At 68.1% G+C, this 19519-nt stretch carries 9 protein-coding genes and 1 pseudogene; 4 read left to right on the top strand and 6 right to left on the bottom strand.

The features are described from left to right. The 3 genes from ACX9NE_RS06610 to ACX9NE_RS06600 all read right to left on the bottom strand — a co-directional run bounded on the left by ACX9NE_RS06610 (nt 1) and on the right by ACX9NE_RS06600 (nt 5056). Complete coding sequence (locus ACX9NE_RS06610) at nt 1–1143, bottom strand: acyltransferase family protein (protein WP_459360898.1); 1143 nt, start codon at nt 1141–1143, stop codon at nt 1–3. Further along, nucleotides 1140–2840, bottom strand: a complete 1701-nt coding sequence (locus ACX9NE_RS06605; protein ID WP_459360897.1) for a DEAD/DEAH box helicase — start codon at nt 2838–2840, stop codon at nt 1140–1142. The genes ACX9NE_RS06610 and ACX9NE_RS06605 overlap by 4 nt, the downstream gene beginning before the upstream one ends. 65 nt (nt 2841–2905) lie before the next feature. Further along, nucleotides 2906–5056: a PE family protein gene (locus ACX9NE_RS06600; RefSeq protein ID WP_459360896.1), complete on the bottom strand. Its 2151-nt coding sequence runs from the start codon at nt 5054–5056 to the stop codon at nt 2906–2908. 205 nt (nt 5057–5261) lie between these two features. On the opposite strand from ACX9NE_RS06600, the gene ACX9NE_RS06595 reads away from it, so the two are divergent. Then, nucleotides 5262–5858 carry an LppP/LprE family lipoprotein gene (locus ACX9NE_RS06595; protein WP_459360895.1) on the top strand — a complete coding sequence of 199 codons (597 nt, stop codon included), beginning with the start codon at nt 5262–5264 and terminating at the stop codon, nt 5856–5858. Between the two features lie 145 nt (nt 5859–6003). Here the strand turns inward: ACX9NE_RS06595 and ACX9NE_RS06590 are convergent. Next, nucleotides 6004–7407: pseudogene (locus tag ACX9NE_RS06590) on the bottom strand (MFS transporter); the annotation flags it as partial. Between the two features lie 270 nt (nt 7408–7677). Between ACX9NE_RS06590 and ACX9NE_RS06585 the strand changes: the two are divergent. Then, nucleotides 7678–11118, top strand: a complete 3441-nt coding sequence (locus ACX9NE_RS06585; protein ID WP_459361108.1) for a TM0106 family RecB-like putative nuclease — start codon at nt 7678–7680, stop codon at nt 11116–11118. On the opposite strand, the gene ACX9NE_RS06580 is transcribed toward ACX9NE_RS06585, so the two are convergent. Continuing rightward, a complete protein-coding gene (locus ACX9NE_RS06580) occupies nt 11079–12791 on the bottom strand; it encodes an MFS transporter (RefSeq protein WP_459360894.1) in 1713 nt (570 codons plus the stop codon). The two genes, ACX9NE_RS06585 and ACX9NE_RS06580, sit on opposite strands and share 40 nt — an antisense overlap. 192 nt (nt 12792–12983) lie before the next feature. Here ACX9NE_RS06580 and ACX9NE_RS06575 point away from each other — a divergent pair, with 192 nt between their 5' ends. Next, nucleotides 12984–13748, top strand: coding sequence for a hypothetical protein (locus ACX9NE_RS06575; RefSeq protein ID WP_459360893.1), 765 nt, complete (start codon nt 12984–12986; stop codon nt 13746–13748). Between the two features lie 194 nt (nt 13749–13942). Next, on the top strand, nt 13943–17686 hold the full coding sequence (locus ACX9NE_RS06570; RefSeq protein ID WP_459360892.1) for a multifunctional oxoglutarate decarboxylase/oxoglutarate dehydrogenase thiamine pyrophosphate-binding subunit/dihydrolipoyllysine-residue succinyltransferase subunit: 3744 nt from the start codon (nt 13943–13945) through the stop codon (nt 17684–17686). Between the two features lie 87 nt (nt 17687–17773). Here ACX9NE_RS06570 and ACX9NE_RS06565 read toward each other — a convergent pair whose 3' ends face one another. Beyond that, complete coding sequence (locus ACX9NE_RS06565; protein ID WP_459360891.1) at nt 17774–19492, bottom strand: PE family protein; 1719 nt, start codon at nt 19490–19492, stop codon at nt 17774–17776. Between the last annotated feature and the right edge of the window lie 27 nt (nt 19493–19519).

The following is a 19519-nucleotide window of genomic DNA, read 5'->3' as shown; positions in this document are numbered from 1 at the left end:
CTAATTCGCCCGGACCCGGGTGAACCTGTGCAACAGCCAGGCCAGCGGGATGGTCACCACCATGGTCGCGATGAAGAGATTCAACATCGGACCGGTATAGACGTGCGCCCGCACGATGTAGACCATGGCGAATTCCATGGTGATCAGGTGGATCAGGAAGATCTCGTAGGAGATCTCGCCGAGCCACACCATCGGCCGGCTGGCTAACAGCTGCGAATACCAACCCTGATCGCCCAGCGCCAACGGAGCCACCGCCAGGGTGGCGATCACCGCGTAGAACATCGTCTTCCACAGCGCTTCGGGCAGCGAGGCCGGTGAGGTGGTCGGGGCACCCCCGATCGGCGTGGAGACGATGAAGTAGCAGATGAGCGCCAGAGGGATGGCGGCGAACGCATAGCAGCGCGCCCCCATCTGTTGCAGCACGGTCAGCATCATCCCGCCCAGAAACCAGGCCAGGTAGGTCGGTAGCCACAGCCGGGCGCCGTCGGGAAAGAACCGGTCGACGTGCACCAGCACCAGCCACCCCGGACTGATCAGCGTGAGCCCGGCCAGCGCCGCCAGCACCAGCCTGGGCCGCCACCGTCGACGACACAGCACCACCAGCAGCAGGTAGGCCAGCAGCGGTAGCGTGACGTAGAACGCCGCTTCGACCGCCAGGCTCCACATCTGGGTAAGGCCCTGGTGCAGGTACTTACCGAGATAGCCGTCGGTGTAAATCTGTGTCAGCGTGAGGTTTCGGATCAGCCCCAGCCAGCTGTGACCGGGGTTCGGGCCCGCTTCGCGATAGTGATAGAGCACGTAGGCGATCAGGACGGTGACGACGTAGGCGGGCATGATCCGGCGAACCCGGTTGCGCGCGTAGCGGCTCAGCGAGGGCCATGGACTGCCGGTGGCAGCCGACTTGACCCATGGCCGGAACAGCAGGAATCCGGACAACACGAAGAACATCGGCACGCCGATCTCCATGCGGGCGCCGACCAGGCCCCAATAACCGTGTGTGTACTTGCCGGTGGTGTAGGCCGCATGGGTGCCGACAACCAGAAGGGCGGCGACCGCGCGCACGCCGGTGAGCGATGCAACCCGGTCGACGCCAACGGTCTGCTCGAGACCGCCCTGAGCGTCCTCGGCCTCCGATACCGTCATGCGCCGGGCTTCCGGCTCGGCTTGCCTTTGCCGGCGGGTTGCCGTGGTGTCCGGGCTTTATCGGAGCGCCGGTCCGGTCGCAGGTTGATCAGCACCCCCGAAATCCGAGTTTGCTCAAGCTTTTTCAGCGTCGCCCGGGGCAATTTCGCCGGAAGTTCGACCATGGAGAAGTCGGGGCCGATGGCGATGTGGCCGAAATCGCTGCGATGCAAGCCGCCTTCGTTGGCAATGGCTCCCACGATTGCACCCGGGCCGATCCGGTGGCGCTTGCCGACGTCGATGCGATAGGTGATGAACGGCTTTGTCTGCCTTGGCCGTTCGGGTCCGTCCTGGCGGCTGCGCTGGTCCCGGCGCTCCGGTGGGGGTTCGGGTGCCAGCAGAAACGCCTCCCCGTCCCGGGATTGCAGCGCCAGCGCGGCGGCGATATCTGCCATCGGCACGTCGTGTTCGCGTTCGTAATCCTCGACCAGTCGGCGAAAGAGTTCGATGCTCGGGGAACCGAGTGCATCGGTGATCGAGTCGGCGAACTTAGCTACCCGTTGGGCGTTGACGTCCTCGACGGTCGGCAACTCCGCCTCGGTCAGTGTTTGCCGCGTAGCCTTTTCGATCGCCTTCAGCAGATGCCGCTCGCGCGGCGACACGAACAGCAGCGCTGCCCCGGAACGCCCAGCCCGGCCGGTGCGCCCGATACGGTGCACATACGACTCGGTGTCATGCGGTATGTCGTAGTTGAGCACATGCGAGATGCGGTCCACGTCCAGCCCGCGGGCCGCGACATCGGTGGCGACCAGGATGTCGATGGTGCCGTCCTTGAGGGCGGTGATGGTTCGCTCCCGCTGTCCCTGTGGGATGTCGCCGTTGATCGCGGCCGCGGAAAACCCTCGGGCGCGCAACTTTTCGGCGACCTCCTCGGTCGCCTGCTTGGTCCTGACGAAGACGATCATGGCTTCGAACTGCTCGACCTCGAGCACCCGCGTCAGAGCGTCCATCTTGCGTGGGCCGGCCACCTGGATGTAGCGCTGCGAAATGTTATCGGCCGTGGCCGTTTTCGCTTTTGAGGTGACTTCCAGCGGATCGTGCAGGTACTTGGCGGTGATCTTGCGGATCGCCGGCGGCATGGTCGCAGAGAACAGGGCAACCTGCTTGTATTCCGGGGTTTCGGACAGGATGCGGTCGACTTCGTCGGCGAAGCCCATCGCGAGCATCTCGTCGGCCTCGTCGAGCACCAGGTAGTCCACCCGGGACAGGTCCAGCGTCCCGCGTTCCAGGTGGTCGATGACCCGGCCTGGGGTCCCGACCACCACCTGCGCACCGCGTCGCAGCCCGGCCAGTTGCACGGTGTAGGACGACCCGCCGTAGATCGGGAGCACGTTGAGATGCCCGACGTGAGCCCCATAACGGCTGAACGCCTCGGCGACCTGCAGCGCCAACTCCCGGGTAGGCGCCAGTACCAGGGCCTGAGTGGTTTTGCTGGTGGTGTCGATCTTGGAAAGGATCGGCAGCGCGAAGGCCGCGGTCTTGCCGGTGCCGGTCTGCGCCAGGCCCACCACATCTGAGCCCGCCATCAGCGCCGGTATCGTCGCGGCCTGAATCCCGGTCGGTGATTCATAGCCGACGTCAGCGATCGCCCGTACAACGTCGGGGTGAATCTGCAGGTCGGCAAAGGTTTCGGGGGGAGAATTCGCCGGGAGTTCCATTTGACAGTGGAGTCTAGCCAAGTGCAGCGCGTGCACACCCGCAGTCGTCGCGCAGCGGTCGTCGGCTACGTCAAGCCGTGTCGCCCCGCCTTCCCGGTCTGCTGTCCGGCGGCGCCGCCGGCTCCACCGGCGCCGTTGGTGGTGCCGTAACCGCCATTACCTCCGTTGCCGCCGTTGCCGACTTGACCGGCGTCGCCGCCCGTGCCACCCGTGCCGCCCTGGCCGGTGCCGTTCAGTGCGGCGCCTCCCGCGCCGCCGTCGCCGCCGTTGCCGTATTGGCCGGCGTTACCAGCGTCCCCGCCGTCGCCACCGGTGACACCCACACCGCCCGCGCCGCCGCTACCGCCGAAGCCGAACTGCGAGCCGGCGTCACCGCCCGCGCCACCCACCCCGCCGGTGCCTCGTGCGGAATAGCCACCGGCACCGCCATGTCCACCGCTTCCTACCGGCCCGCCGGCGTCGCCGCCGGCGCCACCGGCCCCGCCCGTTCGGATGCCACTACCGCCGGTGCCTCCGCCCCCTCCGGGCGCGAACTGCCCGCCGAGCCCGCCGTTACCCCCGGCTCCGCCGATGCTGGTGCCGATCCCGCCGGTCCCACCCGACCCGCCGCTGCCGAACAACCCGCCGGCCCCGCCGTTGCCGCCGGTCCCCGCGACGCCGGCAAGGTTCCCGACACCGCTGGAATTGCCGCCGTTCCCGCCGTTGCCGCCCAGACCGAACAGGCCGCCGGCACCGCCGGCACCGCCGGCACCGCCCAGACCCGCATAACCGTAGCCACCACTCCCGCCGGCACCGCCGCTGCCGAACAGCCCGCCCGCTCCGCCGTTGCCGCCCGCCTGACCCGCGCCGCGAGGCCCATACGCGCCGGAGCCACCCGCACCGCCGGAGCCCATGAGGAGCCCGCCGACCGAACCGGCTGCCCCGGTCCCGGGCGCCGCGTTGGCGCCGTTGCCTATCAGTGGGCGGCCGAACATGGCCTCGGCCGGCGCATTGAGCGGTGCGAGCGTCTGCTGCAGCGAGCCCTGGAGGATGAGTCCGCCGGAGCCGGAGTCGCCGACGCCGGTAAGGCCCAAGCCGCCGTTGCCCCCGTTGCCGGCGGTGCCGATCATCGAGCCGGCCCCGCCGTTACCTCCGTGCCCACCGAAGCCGGGTGACCCGCCGGCAAACCCGCCTTCGCCCCCGGCACCGCCGAAGCCGAAGGCTGATCCGGCACTACCTCCGTTGCCGCCGGCACCTCCCCGGAAGTTTCCGTATCCGCCCGTGCCGCCGGCTCCGCCGTCGCCGTAGAGGCCGCCGCCGCTGCCGCCGGCCCCGCCGGAACCCCCGGTGGCGCCGCCTCCCCCGCCGACGCCGCCGGCACCTCCGAAGCCGAATTGGCCAGTGACGTGGCCACCTGCCCCGCCGGCGCCGCCGGTGCCGTCACCTGCGCCGATCGTGCTGTTGCTGCCGAAGCCGCCGTTGCCGCCGATACCTCCGGTACCGAATTCACCGGCGTTCCCGCCGTTGCCGCCGGCACCGCCGAACACCACTCCATTACCTCCCACCCCGCCGGGACCCCCCACACCGAAGATGCCTCCCGTACCGCCGTCACCGCCACGCCCGCCGACACCAGCGGTGTTGAAACCCCCGGTCCCGCCTGCGCCGCCGTTGCCGAACAATCCGGCCGCCCCGCCGCTGCCGCCCGCACCGGAGAGGTAGCCCGCCCCGCCCGCGCCGCCGCTACCGAACAGCCCGCCGGCGCCGCCGTTACCGCCGGCCAGGTGGTTGGCACCCCCCGAGCCACCAGCGCCGCCGTTGCCGATCAGCAACCCTCCGGGTGCTCCGTCGGCTCCGGTCCCCGGTGCGCCAATGGCGCCATTGCCGATCAGCGGGCGGTTCACCGCCGCCATCGTGGGCGCGTTGATCACCTCGAGAACCGGCTTCAATGCTGCTGCGTTGACGGCCTCGGCGGTTGCGTAGGCGCCGGCCCCGGCGTGCATTCCTGATACGAACCGGTCGTGGAAGACCGACACTTGCGCACTGATCGCCAGATAGGCATGCGCGTGGGAGTCGAACAGAGCGGCCAGCGCTGTCGACACCTCGTCCTGCGCGGCGGCCAAGAGATTGGTGGTCCTCATCGCCGCGGCGGCATTGGCGGTGGTGACGGTGCAACCTATCCACCTCAGGTCGCCCACGGTCGACAGCAGTGCCTCAGGTGCCGCGGTGAGAAACGACATGGTTCGAAGCCCCTTCGATACGACGTGCCCAACCGGATCCTCGAATAGATATCCGGTCGGGATGAAGGGTTAGTCGAAGATCTATTGAATGCCCTAGCCAGAGGTACTAATCGGTGCCCGGGCCGTGCCCGCTCGGCCCGCACGCGGTGCCCGGTTCGGCCTCACCTGACGCGGGTTGCGACGCATTGCCGGTACGGTTCGCGGTGTGTGGTCCATAGCCGAGCGAGCCGAAGCCCCGACAGTCCTTGCTGCCGCCGTGGTTCTCGCAACGACTTTGACCGGATGCGGTTCGGGTGACTCGACGGTCGCCAAGACACCGCAGGCCAGCAAGCCTTCCGCGGCGGCCACGACGGGCGTGGTGGGTCCTTCGAATGCACCGCCGGCCACGGCCGCACCGCCCAGCAGCAGTGAAACCCCGGCAGATCCCTGCGCGGTCAATCTCAGCTCGCCCACCATCGCCAAAGTCGTATCGGAGTTGCCCCGCGATCCGCGCAGTCAGCAAGCCTGGAATCCAGAACCGTTGGCCGGCAACTACAACGAATGCGCGCAGCTGTCCGCGGTGATCATCAAGGCCAACACCAACGGCGACAGCCCGACCACCCGGGCGGTGCTGTTTCACCTCGGCAAGTTCATACCGCAGGGTGTGCCAGACACCTACGGCTTCAACGGGATTGACGCTGCGCAGAGCACCGGGGACACCGTAGCGCTGACGTACGCCAACGGGGTCGGTCTGGCCGCCACGGTGAAGTTCCATTGGAACGGCAGCGGGGTGGAGATCATCGGTAACACTGCGGGCCGCTGAGCGGACGCTCCGCCCGTGTTCTACGGATCATAACCGTCGATCCGCGTGACAGACCGGCCGTCGTCACACGCCACCGAATCGGCTACGAAGTGCGGCCTGCGATGGCGGCGTCGGCCTCGGCGTGTGTCGGTATGCCGGGCCGTGCGGCATAGCCGGCCATGAATTGTGCCGCAGCTATCCCGAACAGGGCGACGGTGGCGGGCAACCACATCGACTGTGAGACCGCCGCGCAGAACGGTTCGCGCAGCAGCTCAGGTAGCAGCAGGCTGGCGTCGGCGGCCCGCGTCGGCGCCATCGGATGAGGACTGCCGCCGGCAAGCACGGACACCTCGGCAGTGATCCGCGACGTCATCAACGCGGCCATTCCGGCGCTGCCCAGTACCGCCCCCAGTTGTCTGGTCGCGTCGTAAACACCCGAACTCGCACCAGCCAGCTCGGGCGGCACACCCCGGGTCGCGGTGGCAGCCAACGGAGACCAGACGAACGCCACCCCGACACCCATGGCGAGAAAGGGCGCCGCCAGTCGAAACAGCGGCGTCGCCGGAGACATCTCGAGCGCGAGCCAGGCCAGCCCGACCGTCAGCATCGAGAAGCCGAACCCGATGACTCGCCGCGGGTTGGATCTGTCGACGATCTTGCCGACCCTGGGTGCCAGTAAGCCGCTGACGATCGCCATCGACGTCGTCAGCAGCGCCGCGCGGCTCGGCGAGAGGCCACACACCGCCTGCGCGTAATACATCACCGGTAACGTCATCGACGTCATGGTGAACGACATTGCCGCCACACCAACGATGCACGAGCTGAAGGCCCGATCAGCGAAGATGCGCAGCGGGACCAACGGCTCGCGACGGTTGAGCGACTGCCAGTAAAGAAATAGCGACATGAAGCCGGCCCCGGCGACGATCATCGCCACAATCCAGGGTGGCCACTCGGCGGACTGGCCCTGCTGCAGCCCGAAGACGATCAGGAACACCCCGGTCGCAGACAACCCCACGCCGACCCAGTCGAACTGGTGACGCTGGGTGGGCAGCGACGGGATCAACCAGACCGCCAACGCCAGGCCTACGACGCCAACAGGCAGATTGATAATGAAAATCCACTCCCAGCCCAGGCTGTCGACCAGTACACCACTGGCCAACGGGCCAACCAACGTCGCGACCGCGGCGGTGACCCCCCACACGCTCATCGCGGCACCGCGGCGCTGCGGCGGGAAGAGACGGGTGAGCGTGGACAATATCTGCGGGGCGAGTAGTGCTGCCCCGATGCCCTGGACCGCGCGTGCGGCGATCAGTATGCCGACCGTGCGGGCCAGGCCGCAGCACACCGAAGCGCCGACGAAAACTGCCAGGCCCAGCACGTAGAGATTTCTCTGGCCGAAGCGATCACCGAGGCGCCCGGCGACCAGCAGCGGTACCGCGAACGCGAGCAGGTAGGCGCTGGTTACCCAGATCACCGTGTCGTAAGTGGTGTGCAACTCAGCCATGATGCTCGGGTTGGCCACCACAACGGCCGTGGAGTCGACCAGGATCATGAAACGGCCGATCAGCATGGCCCCGAGGGTCGCCCACGGGGCGCGGAATTCGTTGTCGCCTGCGACACCTCGCGACGTTGACGATGCGACGTGTCGCCCAGCTGGCTGCGTCATCGCCGTCGCCACCCCCAAGGTGTCAACGCAATCACCGGGAAAGTTTGTGATTCGCGTCACAAAACGTTAGGCAGCGGTCGAAACGCTGGTCTAGCAGAGATTTTCGAAGGAGTTATGCCACGCAACGCAAGCGTCGCGACTGCGGTGTCGGCCCCCTCGCCTACCGTTACAGCTGTGTTCGTCACCGGCGGCAACATCGTCTACAGCGCATCGGATCTCGCGTCCGCCGCGCGATGCGAGTACGCGCTGCTCAGAGATCTTGACGCCAAGCTCGGGCGCGGCCCGGTCGTATCGGTCGAGGATGAATTGCTGGCGCGCACGGCCGTTCTCGGCGATGACCACGAGCGCCGCAGGCTGGACCGGCTGCGCGCACAATTCGAGGACAAGATCGCCGTGATCGGCCGTCCCGCCTACACGCACGCCGGACTCACCGCCGCAGCAGAGGCCACCCGGCGCGCCATCGCCGCCGGCGCCCCGGTCGTCTATCAGGCAGCCATGTTCGACGGCCGCTTCGTCGGCTTCGCGGACTTCCTGATCCGCGACCGCGAGCGGTACCGGGTCACCGACACCAAGCTGGCCCGCTCGCCGAAGGTCACCGCGCTGCTGCAATTGGCTGCGTATGCCGACGCGCTGACGGCGGCCGGGGTGCCGATTGCCCCGGATGCCGAGCTCGAACTCGGCGACGGCACGGTGGTCCGCTACCGCCTCAGCGACCTGATGCCGGTCTACCGAACCCAACGGGCACAGCTGCAAAAGCTGCTCGACGAGCATCACGCCGCGGGCCGCGCGGTGCGCTGGGACGACGCCGGGGTTCAGGTCTGCTTCCGGTGTCCGCTGTGCACCGAACAGCTACGCGCCGTCGACGACCTGCTGCTGGTCGCCGGTATGCGAGTCAGCCAGCGCGAGAAGCTGATTGACGCCGGAATCACCACCATCGGCGAACTCGCCGGCCGCACCCGTCCGGTGCCCGGCCTGGCCGCGCCTGCCCTCGGCAAGTTGGCCGCCCAAGCCGCCTTGCAGATCCGGCAGCGCGAGACCGGAGCCGCGCAGTTCGAGGTGGCCGATCCGCAGCCGCTGGCACTGCTGCCGGAACCGAGCCCGGGCGACTTGTTCTTCGACTTCGAAGGCGACCCGCTGTGGACCGCGGACGGCACCTTGTGGGGACTGGAGTACCTGTTCGGCGTCCTGGAAGCCGGCCCGGCCGGCAAATTCCGTCCGCTCTGGGCGCACGACCGCAGCGATGAGCGAGAGGCACTGAAGCGTTTTCTGGCCTTGGTGGCCAAGCGCCGCACGCGCTACCCGCACATGCACATATATCATTACGCGGCCTACGAGCGGACGGCGTTACTGCGACTGGCCGGACGCTACGGTGTTGGTGAGGACGAGGTCGACGACTTGTTGCGCAACGGCGTGCTCTTGGACCTCTATCCGTTGGTGCGCAAGAGCATTCGAGTGGGCGCGGAGAGTCTGAGCCTCAAAGCCCTCGAGCCGTTGTACATGGGTTCCCAGTTGCGCACGGGCGACGTCACCACCGCTGCCGACTCGATCACCTCCTACGCACGGTACTGCGAGCTGGTGGCCGGCGGTCGCGCCGACGAGGCGGCGACGGTGCTCAAAGAGATCGAGGAGTACAACCACTACGACTGCCTTTCCACCCGCAAGCTGCGAGACTGGCTGTTGATGTTGGCCTGGGAATCGGGCGTCACACCGACAGGCATTCAGCCGGTCCTGGAACGCGACGGCATCAAAGACCACGATCAGCTCGCGACGATACTGGCGAAGTACACCGGCGACGCCACGGCGGGTGACCGCACTCCTGAGCAGACGGCCGTCGCCCTGATAGCCGCCGCCCGCGGATATCACCAACGCGAGGACAAGCCGTTCTGGTGGTCGCACTTCGACCGGCTCAACTACCCCGTCGACGAATGGTCGGACAACACAGACGTTTTCGTCGTCGACTCCGCATCCATCGTCACCGACTGGCACACGCCGCCGCGAGCCCGCAAGCCGCAGCGCCGGGTGCTGCTGAAAGGTGAGCTCGCCCGGGGCGACCTCAACCAAGAGGTGTTCGCGCTCTACGAACCGCCGGCACCGGCCGGCATGGCCGAGGATCCTGACCGCCGGGGGGCGGCCCGCGCACAGGTCGTCGGAGTCGACGACCCCAGCCTGCCCGCCGAGGCGACCATAATCGAACGAACCGGCAAGGACGGCAACACCTTTCACCAGACGCCGTTCGCGCTGACGCCCGGGCCGCCGGTCAAGACGACCGCGCTGCGCGAGTCCATCGCGTCGACGGCGCAAACCGTCGCAATGGCGTTGCCGAGCCTGCCCCGCACCGCACTCATCGACTTACTGCTCCGGCACCCACCGCGCACCCACGGCGCGCTGCCGCGCAGCGCCGACTCCGTCGCCGACATCACGGCCGCGACGCTGAGCCTCGATTCGTCGTACCTGGCGGTGCACGGGCCACCCGGCACGGGCAAGACGCACACCGCGGCCCGGGTGATCAAGACCCTGGTCACCGAACACCGCTGGCGCATCGGCGTGGTCGCGCAATCACACGCCGCGGTGGAGAACGTATTGAACTGCGTGATCGACGCCGGCCTCGATCCGGGGCTGGTAGCCAAGAAAGGCGACGCCGCCGCGCGCTGGCAGCAGGTCGACGCGAGCCAGTACCGTAGTTTCATCGCCGACCACGCGGGCTGCGTGATCGGCGGCACGGCTTGGGATTTCGCCAATGCGCAGCGCGTACCGCCCGGTTGCCTGGATCTGCTGGTGATCGACGAGGCGGGCCAATTCTGTCTGGCCAACACCATCGCGGTGGCACCGTCGGCCAACAACCTGCTACTGCTCGGCGACCCGCAACAACTGCCACAGGTCAGTCAAGGCACCCACCCGGAGAAGGTTGACGTCTCCGCGCTGGAATGGCTGGTCGACGGGCAGCAGACGCTGCCCGACGAGCGCGGTTACTTTCTCGACCTGTCCTACCGGATGCATCCGGATGTGTGCGCGGCCGTCTCGGCGCTGTCCTACGAAGGCCGGCTTCGTTCACACACGCAGCGCACCGCCGCGCGCCGCCTGGGCGGTCAGGATCCGGGCGTACACGTGCTACCGGTTGGCCATCAAGGTAATTCGCTCGAGAGCCCCGCAGAGGCGGCGGCGATCGTGGACGAGATCGGTCGCATGATCGGCCGGCCGTGGACCGATGAGCACGGCACTAGGCCGTTGAAACACTCGGATGTGCTGGTGCTTGCTCCGTACAACGCCCAGGTCGCCCTGATCCGCCGCCAGCTCTCGGAAGCCCGCCTGCCAGGAATCCGGGTCGGCACCGTCGACAAATTCCAGGGCGGTCAGGCGCCGGTCGTGTTCATCTCGATGACGGCCTCATCCGTTGACGAGGTGCCGCGCGGAATGTCGTTCCTGCTCAACCGGAATCGGCTCAACGTCGCCATCAGCCGCGCGCAGTATGCGGCGATCATCGTGCGCTCGGAGTTGTTGACCCAGTATCTGCCGGCCACCCCGGCCGGGCTGCTGGAGTTGGGCGCCTTTCTGGCACTCACCGAGGGGCGTGACCGTCAGCGTCGGCCGGCGACCGGGTCATCCGGATCTCGCTGACGCGCGTAGTCGGGGACGGAACGCACGCCGCCCCTGGGAATGCCGTCGCGCCGGGGCAGGGCCAGCCCTGGTCGCGCGGCGACGTCATACCCGTCGTCCGCGGTGGGTTCCCGACGCAGTATGTATTCGACGTAGCCGTCGTCGTCGTCATCGTCGGGGTGGTCCGCCAGCGCATAGCCGGCCAGGTCCTCGAGGTCGCGCCGGGCGCCGCTCGCCGAGGTCAACACACCGACCAGGAACAACGCCGCGATGATTCCGAACAGCGCGATGAACGCCGGCAGCAGCATCGACTGGGACATCGCGGCTGAGAACGGCTCCCGTACGAAAGCGGGCAATCGCAACGCGCCGTCCTCGGTTGCCGGCGCGCCAGCGCCCTCGGGCAGCTCGGCGCTAATCCGCCACGTCATGAACGCGGCCATGCCCGCGCTGCCGAGTACCGCGCCGAGTTGGCGGGTGGCGTTGTAAACCCCCGAGCCTGCGCCGGCCTGGTCCGGCGGCAGGTTTCGGGTCGCGTTAGCGGCCAGTGGTGACCACACGAAAGCCATCCCCACCCCGAGGCCGATGAACGGCAGCAGCAACCGCCAGACCGGTGTTTCGGGCTGCAATTCCAGGGCCAGCCAGGTCATCGAGATCGCCACTGCCGAGAAACCGAAGCCCAGCAACGGCACGGGGTGCGTCTTGTCGATGACGAGGCCGACGACCGGCGCAAGCAGGCCGCTGGTGATAGCCACCGGCGCGATCAACAAGGCCGAACGCGTGGGCGACAAGCCGCACACCGACTGGGCGTAGAAAGTCAACGGCAGCATCATCGCCGTCGACGCGAACGAGATGATGGCCACTCCGATGTTGCACAGACTGAAGTCCCGGTCAGCGAACATGCGCAGGGGAACCAAAGGCGCGCGCCGGTTGATCGACTGCCAATAGACGAACGCGGAGATGAAGCCGACGCCGGCCACCAGCACCGCCCAGATCCACGGCTTCCAGTCAGCCGATTGCCCTTCCTGCAGTCCGAACACCAACAGGAACATGCCCGCCCCGGACAACGCGACGCCGATCAGATCGAACCGCTTAGTGCGGACCGGCAGGACCGGAACCAGCCAGATCGCCAACGCCAGGGCGATGACCCCGACCGGCACATTGACGAAGAAGATCCATTGCCAGCCCAGGCCGTCGACCAGCATTCCTCCGGCGAGCGGGCCGATCAGGCTGGCGACCCCGGCAGTCGCGCCCCACATGCTCATCGCGGACCCACGCCCCTGCGCCGGGAAGATGCGAGTGATCGTCGACAACGTCTGCGGGGTGAGCACTCCGGCACCTACACCCTGCACGACGCGGGCCGCGATCAACATGGCGGCGCTGCCGGACAGTCCGCACCACACCGACGCGAAGGTGAAGATCACCAGGCCGATCACGTAAAGGTTCTTCGGGCCGAACCGGTCTCCGAGCCGGCCGGCAACCAACAACACCACCGCATATCCCAGCAGGTAAGCGCTGGTCACCCAGACCACAGTCGCGTAGTCGATGTGCAGCGCGGCCATGATCGTCGGATTGGCCACCGCGACGATTGTCGAGTCGAGCATGATCATGAAGAAGCCGAGCATCATCGCCCACAGCGCGGCCCAGGGGTTCCCGGCGAGGCCGCCCCCCACCAGCCGCCTCGTTGCCGTGCTCATCTATCGCACCTCGTTTCGGCTCCCGCGTCGCGTCACGCGAAGTCCAGCCCGCATTATTCCCGCTGCGTTGCCCGCCTCGCTCTCGGGCCAAGCCCGAGACCCGGCTGCGGAATATGTGCGGCTTTTGCGCCCGGCACTCATTTTGCTGGACGCGCGTTAGCCTGAGGAGAAGCCGTCCCGAAGAGAGGCACTATGAGCTTTCGACGAAGCAAGTCGGTACCGGACCAGCAGCTCGCCGGCAACGGAGGTTCCGGAGGCCGGCCGAAGGCATCCAGCAGGGCATTGGCCCGGATCATCGAACGAAGTTCGCGCATCCAGGGCCCGGCCGCCGAGGCGTATGTGGCGCGCCTGCGCCGGGCGCACCCGGGCGCCAGCCCCGCCGAGATCGTGACGAAGCTGGAGAAACGCTTTGTGGCCGCGGTGACTGCCAGCGGCGCGGCGGTGGGTGCGGCCGCGACGTTGCCCGGAATCGGCACCTTGGCCGCGTTGTCGGCCGCCGCCGGAGAGACCGCGGTGTTCCTGGAAGCCACCGCGCTGCTGGTGCTGGCGCTGGCGTCGGTGCACGGCATCCCCCTCGACCATCGGGAACGTCGTCGCGCCCTGGTGCTGGCCGTGCTGGTCGGTGACAACAGCAAGGCCGCCGTGGCGGAGGTGATCGGCGGCGGACGGACCAGCGGCGGCTGGGTGTCCGAGAGCATGGCCTCCTTGCCGCTGCCGGCCGTATCGAAGCTCAACAACAGCCTGCTCAAGCGCTTCGTCAAACGGTTCGCGCTCAAGCGCGGTGCACTGATGTTCGGCAAGCTGCTACCCGTCGGCATCGGTGCGATCATCGGTGCCATCGGCAACCGGATGGTGGGCAAGAAGCTGGTCCGCAACTCACGCTCGGCCTTCGGCCCGGCGCCCGAACGGTGGCCCGTCACGCTGCACGTCCTGCCGCCCGTCCGGGATGCCAGCTGAGGCGAATGCCGGCTAAAGCGCTTGGTCTCTCTCGCGGATCGTGGGCAAAGCGCTAGCCTTTATGGGTCAGAAACGGTCGGGACCCGTCACCGACCACCGAGGGGTGTGAGGTGCCCACGCCACCCCGGGGCGCCAGGAGTCGCAGGCGTTCATTAAGCGCTTGCAGGACACAAGAATTGAGGCGAACAGCGGCCGTGGCCAACATAAGTTCACCATTCGGGCAAAACGAGTGGTTGGTCGAGGAGATGTACCGCAAGTTCCGCGAGGACCCCTCCTCGGTCGACGAGAGCTGGCACGAATTCCTGGTTGACTACAACCCCGAGTCGTCCAGCGAGACGAGCCAGGACGCCCCGGCCCCGAAGCCCGCCGAGACCAAGTCCGCCGCACCCCAACCCGCGGACACCAAGCCGGCCGCCCCGGTGAAGCCCGCCCCAGAGCCCGTCAAGCCGGCCAAGTCCACCGCCGCGGGCGCATCCGGCAACGGCGCACCGACGCTTGCCCCGGCGGCGGCTCCGAAAGCCGCGCCTCCCCCGCCCGCCGAAGGCGACGAGGTGCAGGTGCTGCGCGGCGCCGCCGCCGCCGTCGTCAAGAACATGTCGGCGTCGCTGGACGTGCCCACGGCCACCAGCGTGCGGGCCATTCCGGCCAAGCTGCTGATCGACAACCGGATCGTCATCAACAACCAGTTGAAGCGGACCCGCGGCGGCAAGATCTCGTTCACCCATCTGCTGGGCTACGCGCTGGTGCAGGCGGTCAAGCAATTCCCGAACATGAACCGCCACTACACCGAGGTCGACGGCAAACCGAATGCCGTGACACCAGCGCATACAAACCTGGGCCTGGCGATCGACCTGCAGGGCAAGGACGGCAAGCGTTCCCTGGTAGTGGCCGGCATCAAGCGCTGCGAAGAACTACGCTTCGCCGAATTCGTCTCGGCTTACGAAGACATCGTGCGTCGAGCCCGCGACGGCAAGCTGACCGCCGAAGATTTCGGCGGCGTGACGATTTCGCTGACCAACCCCGGAACCATCGGCACCGTGCACTCGGTGCCGCGGCTGATGGCCGGCCAGGGCGCCATCATCGGCGTCGGGGCCATGGAATACCCGGCCGAGTTTCAGGGGGCCAGCGAAGAACGCATCGCCGACCTGGGCATCGGCAAGCTGATCACCCTGACCTCGACCTACGACCACCGGATCATCCAGGGCGCCGAATCCGGTGACTTCCTGCGCGCCATCCACCAGATGCTGCTCTCCGACGACTTCTGGGACGAGATCTTCCGCGAGCTGAGCATCCCCTACCTGCCGGTGCGCTGGAGCACCGACAACCCGGACTCGATCGTCGACAAGAACGCCCGCGTGATGAACCTGATCGCGGCGTACCGCAACCGCGGCCACCTGATGGCCGACACCGACCCGCTGCGGCTGGACAAGACCCGGTTCCGCAGTCACCCCGACCTCGAAGTGCTGACCCACGGCCTGACGCTGTGGGACCTGGACCGGGTGTTCAAGGTCAACGGATTCGCCGGAGCGGAGTACAAGAAGCTGCGCGACGTGCTGGGGCTGTTGCGCGACGCGTACTGCCGCCACATCGGCGTCGAGTACACCCACATCCTCGACCCCGAACAGCTGCGCTGGCTGGAAGAGCGGGTCGAGACCAAGCACGTCAAACCGACTGTGGCGCAACAGAAATACATCTTGAGCCGGCTCAACGCCGCCGAGGCCTTCGAGACGTTCCTGCAGACCAAGTACGTCGGCCAGAAGCGGTTCTCGCTGGAGGGCGCCGAAAGCGTCATCCCGATGATGGACGCCGCCATCGACCAGTGCGCCGAGCACGGCCTGGACGAGGTGGTCATCGCAATGCCGCACCGGGGTCGGCTCAACGTGCTGGCCAACATCGTCGGCAAACCCTACTCGCAGATCTTCAGCGAGTTCGAGGGCAACCTGAACCCGTCCCAGGCGCACGGCTCCGGTGACGTCAAGTACCACCTCGGCGCGACCGGCGTTTACCTACAGATGTTCGGCGACAACGACATTCAAGTGTCGCTCACCGCCAACCCGTCGCACCTGGAAGCCGTCGACCCGGTGCTGGAAGGCCTGGTGCGCGCCAAGCAGGATCTGCTGAACCACGGTGACACCGACAGCGAGGGCGAAAAGGCCTTCTCGGTGGTGCCGATGATGCTGCACGGCGACGCGGCCTTCGCCGGCCAGGGCGTGGTCGCCGAGACGCTGAACCTGGCGCACCTGCCCGGTTACCGGGTCGGCGGCACCATCCACATCATCGTCAACAACCAGATCGGTTTCACCACCGCGCCCGAGTACTCCCGCTCCAGCGAGTACTGCACCGACGTCGCCAAGATGATCGGCGCGCCGATCTTCCACGTCAACGGCGACGACCCCGAGGCGTGCGTGTGGGTGGCCCAGCTGGCCGTCGACTTCCGGCAGCGGTTCCACAAAGACGTCATCATCGACATGCTGTGCTACCGCCGGCGCGGCCACAACGAGGGCGACGACCCGTCGATGACGAACCCGTACATGTACGACGTCGTCGACAACAAGCGCGGCGTCCGCAAGAGCTACACCGAAGCGCTGATCGGCCGCGGCGACATCTCGCTCAAAGAGGCCGAGGACGCGTTGCGCGACTACCAGGGGCAGCTGGAGCGGGTGTTCAACGAGGTCAAGGAGCTGGAGAAGCACGGCGCCCAGCCCAGCGAGTCGGTGGAAGCAGATCAAATGATCCCGGCCGGGCTGGACACCTCGGTGGATAAAGCGCTGCTGGCCCGCATCGGTGACGCCTTCAAGGCGGTACCGGAAGGGTTCACCACGCACCCGCGCGTGCAACCGGTGCTGGACAGACGGCGCGAGATGGCCTACGAGGGCAAGATCGACTGGGCGTTCGGCGAGCTGCTGGCGTTGGGTTCGCTGGTGGCCGAGGGCAAGCTGGTGCGATTCTCCGGGCAGGACACCCGCCGCGGCACCTTCTCGCAGCGGCACTCGGTCATCATCGACCGAAACACCGGGACGGAGTTCACGCCGCTTCAGCTGCTGGCGGTCAACAAGGACGGGACTCCCACCGGCGGCAAGTTCCTGGTCTACGACTCGCCCCTGTCGGAGTACGCGGCCGTGGGATTCGAATACGGGTACACCGTCGGTAACCCCGAAGCGGTGGTGCTGTGGGAGGCGCAGTTCGGCGACTTCGTCAACGGCGCGCAGTCGATCATCGACGAGTTCATCAGCTCCGGCGAGGCCAAGTGGGGTCAGCTGTCCACTGTGGTGCTGCTGCTGCCGCACGGGCACGAGGGGCAGGGTCCCGACCACACCTCCGGCCGCATCGAGCGCTTCCTGCAGCTGTGGGCCGAGGGTTCGATGACGATCGCCATGCCGTCGACGCCGGCCAACTACTTCCACCTGCTGCGCAGGCACGCGATGGACGGCGTGATGCGACCGTTGATCGTGTTCACGCCGAAGTCGATGCTGCGCAATAAGGCCGCCGTCAGCGACATCAAGGACTTCACCGAGATGAAGTTCCGTTCGGTGCTCGAGGAACCAACCTACGAAGAGGGCACCGGCGACCGCAGCAAGGTCACCCGGATCCTGCTGACCAGCGGCAAGCTGTACTACGAACTGGCGGCGCGCAAGACCAAGGACAAGCGCGACGACATTGCGATCGTGCGGCTCGAGCAGCTAGCCCCGCTGCCGAGACGCCGCCTCGACGAGACGCTGAACCGCTACGAGAACGTCAAGCAGTACTTCTGGGTGCAGGAAGAGCCGGCCAATCAGGGCGCCTGGCCGTCGTTGGGTTTGACGTTGCCGGAGGTGTTGCCCGACCGGTTCAGCGGCATCAAGCGGATCTCGCGGCGGGCGATGTCCGCGCCGTCGTCAGGGTCGTCGAAGGTGCACGCCGTCGAGCAGCAGGAGATCATCGACACGGCGTTCGCGTGACCCTTGTGCCGCGAGCGCGCGTGTCTGTACGACGACACGCCGCATTGGGTGGCATTTTGCGCGCGCTCGTGAGGTGAGCCTATTGCGCTAGGCGCCATCCGTAGCGCCGTTGTTGCCTGTCGCGCCGGTAATTGAGCCCGACCCGCCCGCGCCGCCGGCGCCCCCGCCGCCGCCACTGCCCTGCGGGCCGGCGGTACCGAAGGGACCGATGGGATCCTTAGTGCCCCCGGGTAACTTGTCCGTGACGCCGCCGGAGCCCCCGCCGCCGCCCGCGCCGCCGTCCCCGCCGGTGCCGCCTGCGCCGCCCGCCCCCGTGGTGCCGCCGGCACCCGCCTGGCCGAACAAGCCGCCCTGCCCCGCCGTTCCGGCGGCCCCGCCGGACCCGCCTTGCCCGCCCCTGCCGCCGACGCCGCCGTCGCCGCCGACGCCCCCGTTGCCACCGATACCGAACTCGCTGCCAACGCTGATTGCGTACGCACTGCCACCGTTGCCGCCGATTCCGCCCCCGCCACCCGAACCAGCGGCGCCGCCGACACCGCCGGTGCCCCCAGTGCCGGCCGCACCGCCCGCGCCGAACAGCATTCCGCCGCGACCTCCGCCACCCCCGACACCCCCGGTACCGCCGACACCCCCGGTACCGCCGACGTCCCCGATGCCGCCGTAGCCGCCGCCGCCGCCGACTGCGTTGATGTTGTTATTGCCGGAAGTGGTGGCGGTACCGCCGTTGCCGCCCAGCCCGCCGTTCGCGGCTGCGCCGCCGGCGCCGCCCGTGCCGCCCGTGCCGCCGTGCCCACCTGCCCCACCGCTACCGAACAGCAGCCCGCCGTTGCCGCCCAGCCCGCCGACGCCGCCGGTACCGCCCCCGCCTGCACCGCCGGCATTGCCGCCACCGCCCCCGACACCGCCAATGCCGCCAGTGCCGCCCTGGGCATCGGCATTTGAGTTTGGGACGGTGGGGCCGTAGCCCGCCCCGCCGGTCCCGCCGATCTGCCCTACAGTCCCATTGCTGCCAGCGCCACCGGGTCCGCCGACGTTACCGGCGGCCAGGCCGGTGCTGCCGGTGGCCGCCGTGCCGCTGATGGGGGTGACAGCGTCGACGCCCGGAAGACCCGCGCCGCCTTGGCCGCCCGCCCCACCAGCGCCGAAGAGAAGCGCGCTGCCTCCCGCACCGCCGGCGCCGGGGTTGCCACCATTCACCCCTGCCAGCGCTGCGCCGCCCAAGCCGCCGGTGCCACCGTTGCCGTACAACAGTCCGCCGGCGCCGCCGGTCCCGCCACTGGCGCCGGCCCCCGCGCCACCGCCGGCGCCGCCATTACCGAACAGGCCCGCGCTTCCGCCAGTGCCCCCGCCCACGCCGCTGGCCGTTTGTGTGAAACCGGTGCCGCCGTTGCCGGCCAGGATCCCACCGGCCCCACCGTTGGGAGTGGTTGCCGTCCCGGTGGCGCCGTCGCCGATCAGCGGGCGCCCCAGCAGCGCCTGGGTGGGCGCATTGATCAGGTCGCGCACGGGCTGCAGAGGACCGGCGTTGACGGTCTCGGCGCTAGCGTAAGCGCCCGCACTGGCCTGGGTCGCCGTCACGAACTGGGCGTGAAATGCCGCCGCCTGCGCACTGAGCGTTTGGAAGCCCTGGGCGTGCCCGCTGAACGCCGCCGCGATCGCCGCCGATATGTCATCGGCAGCTGCCGGCAGCAGCCCGGTGGTCGATGCCGCGGCAGCAGCAGTCGCCGCCTCAATTTCCGATCCGATGCTCGCCAACTGCGTCGCGGCCGCTTCAAGCGCCTCCGGGACTGCCATCACAAAAGACATTGCCAATTCCTAACCAGTAGTCATCGG

This window comes from Mycobacterium sp. ML4, from assembly GCF_054515735.1.
Note: the sequence above shows the minus strand (reverse complement) of the source record. Positions and strands in the feature narration are given on the sequence as shown.

Bases quoted from the DNA above. Each gene is read 5' to 3' on its own strand.
- ACX9NE_RS06565 (WP_459360891.1), bottom strand. From the start codon at position 19,492: ATGTCTTTTGTGATGGCAGTCCCGGAGGCGCTTGAAGCGGCCGCGACG.
- ACX9NE_RS06600 (WP_459360896.1), bottom strand. From the start codon at position 5,056: ATGTCGTTTCTCACCGCGGCACCTGAGGCACTGCTGTCGACCGTGGGC.
- ACX9NE_RS06575 (WP_459360893.1), top strand. From the start codon at position 12,984: ATGAGCTTTCGACGAAGCAAGTCGGTACCGGACCAGCAGCTCGCCGGC.
- ACX9NE_RS06610 (WP_459360898.1), bottom strand. From the start codon at position 1,143: ATGACGGTATCGGAGGCCGAGGACGCTCAGGGCGGTCTCGAGCAGACC.
- ACX9NE_RS06580 (WP_459360894.1), bottom strand. From the start codon at position 12,791: ATGAGCACGGCAACGAGGCGGCTGGTGGGGGGCGGCCTCGCCGGGAAC.
- ACX9NE_RS06605 (WP_459360897.1), bottom strand. From the start codon at position 2,840: ATGGAACTCCCGGCGAATTCTCCCCCCGAAACCTTTGCCGACCTGCAG.